At 54.1% G+C, this 5452-nt stretch carries 5 protein-coding genes and 1 riboswitch; all 5 genes read right to left on the reverse strand.

Going from position 1 to position 5452, the window contains the following annotated elements; translation table 11 throughout:
• A partial coding sequence (locus ABWP27_RS11960) for a nucleotide-binding protein (protein ID WP_353157099.1) occupies window positions 1-636 on the reverse strand: 636 nt, incomplete at its 3' end.
• Window positions 637-1272, reverse strand: a complete 636-nt coding sequence (gene cobO, locus ABWP27_RS11965; protein WP_353157101.1) for a cob(I)yrinic acid a,c-diamide adenosyltransferase — start codon at window positions 1270-1272, stop codon at window positions 637-639.
• Window positions 1265-2038 (reverse strand): ABC transporter ATP-binding protein, encoded by a 774-nt coding sequence (locus ABWP27_RS11970; protein ID WP_353157104.1) that lies wholly within the window; start codon window positions 2036-2038, stop codon window positions 1265-1267. Before ABWP27_RS11970 ends, cobO begins: the two co-directional genes overlap by 8 nt.
• Window positions 2038-3087 carry a FecCD family ABC transporter permease gene (locus ABWP27_RS11975; protein WP_502905342.1) on the reverse strand — a complete coding sequence of 350 codons (1050 nt, stop codon included), beginning with the start codon at window positions 3085-3087 and terminating at the stop codon, window positions 2038-2040. The genes ABWP27_RS11970 and ABWP27_RS11975 overlap by 1 nt, the downstream gene beginning before the upstream one ends.
• A gap of 118 nt (window positions 3088-3205) precedes the next feature.
• Complete coding sequence (locus ABWP27_RS11980) at window positions 3206-5086, reverse strand: TonB-dependent receptor plug domain-containing protein (RefSeq protein ID WP_353157107.1); 1881 nt, start codon at window positions 5084-5086, stop codon at window positions 3206-3208.
• 148 nt (window positions 5087-5234) lie between these two features.
• Window positions 5235-5449, reverse strand: a riboswitch (cobalamin riboswitch).
• Window positions 5450-5452 lie beyond the last annotated feature (3 nt).

Consider the following 5452-nt stretch of genomic DNA (forward strand, 5'->3'; position numbering starts at 1 on the left):
CATATCGATCTCGATCTGATCGGCAAGCTGGTCCAGCACCTGATCGACCTGTGCGATTTCATCCGGCTGTACCAGACCCAGATGCCGCTCCGGCAATGCTTGCGTCTGTTTGGGCAAGGTCGCCAGGATAGGCACATTGCGAATCCCTTGCGTCACCATGTTGGCGTGCGACGGGCTGGCGATACGGTTGACGATTACGCCAGCCAGATCAACCGGGCCGTATTGCTGCAGGCCAAGCACCACAGCGCCTACTGTCTGCGCCATTTTTGCCGCATCCAGCACCACCACAACCGGTACACCAAAAGCGCGTGCCAAATCGGCAGACGACGGATCGCCATCGTACAAACCCATCACGCCTTCGATCAAAATTACATCGACTTCTGCTGCCGCCCTGGCCAGCAATCTGCGGCAATCGTCCAGGCCGACCATCCACAAATCGAGTGCATATACTTCAGCTCCGCTGGCCCGCTGCAGGATCATGGGGTCAAGATAATCCGGCCCGGTCTTGAAGACGCGTACCCGCAAACCCTGCCGTATCAGCTTGCGCGCCAGGGCGGCAGTAACTGTCGTTTTACCCTGGCCGGAAGCAATGCCGGAAATCAGGACAATACGTGCGCTATTGGGCGGACTACTCATTCACCACTCCACACCCTGCTGCGCAGCGATACCGTCGGCAAATGCATGCTTGATTGGCTGCATCTCGGTCACGGTATCGGCCACTGCAATCAGTTCCGGCGGTGCGCCACGTCCGGTCACTATCACGTGTTGCATGGCGGGACGTGCCTGCAAATCGGCAATCACACGCTGCACGTCGAGATATTTGTATTTCAATGCGATATTCAACTCATCCAGCACCACCATGCCGATCGCCGGATCGCTCAATAACTCTTTGGCACGCTGCCATGCGATTTCCGCTTTTTCCACATCGCGCTCGCGATTTTGCGTTTCCCATGTATAGCCCTCGCCCATGACGTGGAAGCTGATTTCATCGGGAAAACGACGGAAGAAATTTTCCTCGCCGGTCGCTATCGCGCCCTTGATGAACTGTACGACACCAACCTTCATGCCATGACCAAGCGCACGTGCTGCCATGCCGAAGGCGCTGGAACTTTTCCCCTTGCCATTGCCGCAGGTAATCACCAGTACGCCTGCATTCCGTTTGGCTGCGTCTATCTTTTTATCGACCACTTCTTTCTTGCGCGCCATGCGTGCATTGTGTCGCTCGTTCAAGCCGTCGGCATCCTTGCCAGCGCTGTTTTTCTCTTCACTCATGTTCTTCCTCACCTGCCAGATAAATAGTACGTTTGCCGTGTTTGACGATCTCGATGGGATGACCAAGACATGCGCTCAATAAGGGCGCCTGCATGACTTCATCGACTGTTCCTGCATGCCAGCGTCCATCGCCCATCAACAGCAATGCATGCGTTGCAATACTGTGCGCCAGATTCAAATCATGGCTGACCATGACTACCGACTTCTTTTGTTCACGGCACAGCCTGGACAGTAAATTCATCACGCTGACCTGATGCGCCAGATCAAGCGCATTGGTCGGTTCATCCAGCAACAGCAAAGGCGTATCCTGCGCCAGCACGGCGGCAATCGCGACACGTTGCCGTTCGCCGCCTGAGAGCGAGCGCACGTCGCGTTCAGCCAATGCATCGACATCCATCATTCGCAACGCCGAGTGCGCAGCCGCATGATCGGCATCCGATTCCCAATACGCAGATTCATGATACGGATGGCGCGCAGTCAATACGGTTTCAATCACGCGATAACCAAACGCATCGCTCCTGCCTTGTGGCAAAAATGCCCGTTCGCGCGCCAGATCCTGCAAAGGCCAATCGGCAATCGCCCTATCCTGCAATACGACCTGACCGCCGTCTGCTCCGCGCAAACCGACCAGCGTGCGCAACAAGGTACTTTTTCCTGCGCCATTGCGTCCGATGACGCACCAGCATTCGCCCGGCCCGATTTGCCAGTTCAGCGCATCCACCAACACACGTTCGGCAATGCGCAGTTTGAGATCATTGGTTTTCATCAGCGCTTCCTCAACTGATGCAACTGCAGCAGGAAGATAGGTACGCCTATCATTGCGGTGATGACACCGACCGGCAGTTGTTGCGGCGCGACGATACTGCGCGCCAGCGTATCGGCCAGCACCAGAAACGCGCCACCCACCAACGTTGCCGCGGGTAGCAGCAAGCGATGATCCGGCCCCAGAACGAAGCGGCACGCATGCGGCACAATCAGGCCGACAAAACCGATACTGCCCGCATTACTCACTGCGCTTGCCGTCAACAGTGCCGAACACAGAAACAAGCCACTACGGAACTTGCCTACATTGATGCCCAAGGTCGATGCCGCTTCTGCATGCAAGGCAATCACATTGATCGCACGCGCCGTACGCGTGGAAAATGCCAATGCACCAGCCAGCACTATCCACGGCAACAAACGAAATTGCGTGCCGGACAAATCGCCGATCAACCAGAACACCATGCCGCGCAAACGATTATCCGGCGCGATCGACAGCATCAGCGTCACCAGTGCGCCGCAGCCGGAAGCGAGAATCACACCCGTCAGCAGCAGCAAAGGCGCACTGCCATCCGGACTGGCCGCACCGCGCAAATCGCGACGCGCCAGCGCATACAACATGAACGACACCGCAATCGCGCCTCCGAAGGCCGCGAGATCCACCATCCATGTCAGCGTAAACAACAGCATCGCACCAAGCGCACCCACGGCTGCGCCGCCGGATACGCCCAGCACATAAGGATCGGCCAGGGGATTGCGCAGCAAGGCTTGCATCATCACGCCCGCCAGCGCCAGCGTGGCACCGGTAACGAATGCGGAAAGCGCGCGACTCAGGCGCAATTCAACCAGGGTCGCCGCCATCGTCGATGCGCTTCCCTGCAGTAATTCACGCATACCGCCTGCAATATCTGAAAACGACAAGGCCACGGAACCGACCACGCATGCAACCAGCAAGCTCAGCAAGGCAAGCAAAGTCAGCGTAGATAACACCGTCCATGCACGTGCGCGCCCATGCGTGGCAGAGATGCGCATAGGCTTAATCGGGGTAGCGCTCATGGATACAACAACATTCGGACTTCCTCATGAAATTCGCGCATGCAAGGCATAGGGATGTTCTGAGCCCGCATGCGCGACGATACAACCGCTATTTTACAAACACCTGCTTCAATTCAACTTATTTAAATCCGTAGCGCACACCGACAAAAATGTTGGAACCGGCAGTTTGATAGCCTTGCGCAAGCTCATATTGCTTATCGAGCGCATTATTCCAGCGACCGAACAGTTGCCAGTCATTACTCAAGTCATAACTCGCATGCAGATTCAACAAGGCGTAACCGCCCAATTGTTTGGTCTGCTTGGAGCCATCAAAGCGGTATCCCGAATAGATAATGTCGACCCCTGATTTAAACGCGCCCATTGCATGACTGACGCCCAGTGTGCCGTGATATCTGGCGCGACGCGCAATCAGGCTATTGTTAGTAAGGTCACGTGGATCCTGCCAATCCAGGGTGCTATACAAACGAAAATCCGCAATACGCGTTCCCGCGCTCAGGGAAACACCTTTCAGCAAAGCTTTATTGACATTGGATGAGCAACTGGTTCCCAAGGTCGCATCAGCACACGGTTTTTGAACTTCGATAAGATCAGTGATCTTGTTGTGATAATAGGCAACGCTAAAATCGGAATGTCCATCGTCGTAGTAAATCCCAATCTCGGTATTTTTACCTTTTTCGGGCTTGACATCTGGATTGCCAAAATTAGGAACGTAATAGAGATCGTTATAGGTTGGTGCGCGGAAGCTGGTACCTACGCTACCACTCAGGCGCAGTGCCTTGCTGAGATGATAACCGTAACCCAAACTGCCAGTGACATTGGAACCATAGACGGAACTATTGTCATAACGCACGCTTGCGCTTCCTAGATGGTCGCCGCGATATAACTGATAAGCCAGCGCCAGCGAGTTATTGCTGCGACTACGGTTCTGCTTGGCCTGAGTTGTATTGAACACAGTCTCTTCGCGACGTTCCAGTAAAACCTGCAGCAAATCCGTTCCCAGCTTGATATCGTTTTGCCAGCTCAACTGATCCTGCTTGGAGTTATTCAATTCCGGTTTTGCCGATTCGTATTGCTCTTGCTTGCTCTCCGAGCGTGAAAGCTGTACCAAGCTGCTCCAGGCATCCGTGATCTGGTTGCGCGAATAAACGGCATAGGTATCTACATTGCTGATAACGCGCGAGTTGTATAACGGGAATTTCGTCGCATCGTATTCACCGTCATTTTGGCTATTTAAAAACGATGCGCCTACCTCATGTCCTTTCGCCAACTCCCAGGAAAATTGTCCGCTCATGCTGCGTTTGGAATAGCCATCGTCGTCTGGGTTTACATCTTTACCAATACTACGAGAAGAAAAACCTTCTGCCTTCTCGTGTGCTGCGTTAATAGAGTAACGTACGCGATGCTCGCCTTCGACAGAGCCTGAAATACCTGCAGTTACCACCTGTTCGCCATAAGTGCCGGCCCCGGCAGAAAATGCCGCGCGTGGCGCGCCACTGCCTTTTTTGGTGAAAATCTGGATCACGCCACTGACTGCATCAGCGCCGTACAAACTACCCAATGGTCCCATGACAATTTCCACACGCTCGATCTGTGAAAGTGGAATGGCCGACCATGTTGCCGTTCCCGAAGTCGATGAAACACTGCGCACACCATCGATCAAGAGAATCGTTTGTTTGCCGTTTCCGCCACGTATGTACACTTCACTATCGCTGCCTGCACCACCATTGCGCTTGACTTCAACACTGCGTTTGGTTTGCAGTAAATCCACCAGCGATGTTTGCCCGGACTCACGGATTTCCTCTTCTGTAATCACAACATGATCAACCAGCACATCACTGGCTTTCTGTGCGCTGCGCGCTGCCGTGACCAGTACAGGTTCAAGCGTTTGATCGACGGTCGTTTGCGCGATAGCAATCGAGGAAAATACTGCGGAAATAGAAATGCTGATGGCGAGCGGCTTCAATGCCACTTTCGCGCATCGTAAAACAGATAAGGTCATGATTGCTTTTCAAGATACAAGTATCCAGCCCGCTTCCCCGCAGGCTGAATTGAAAAGAAATACCGGAACAGAATCAACGACCGAAACAGACAGGAACCGGGAATAACCAGAACGTGAGCGAATCGCGTCGCGAACATCCCCGTTCGCAGCATTTCCACCTGTCCTGGCCGGTATCCGGGCTAGCAAGCATGATGGCCTCACCTTCCCATGCAAATGCACAGTGGTTTGAGAGACAACCTGTCACAGACAAGTGACGCTTGATTACCGTTGCGGGGGCAGCACACGTTAGCCGCAAAGCTTCGTGTTTCCCGTTTAACTGCAGACATGGACATGTCCGCGAGCACCAAAACTGGCGACATTGTAAGG

Origin of the sequence: Herminiimonas fonticola, assembly GCF_040395855.1 — a bacterium.
Classification (GTDB): Bacteria; Pseudomonadota; Gammaproteobacteria; order Burkholderiales; family Burkholderiaceae_D; genus Oxalicibacterium; species Oxalicibacterium fonticola_A.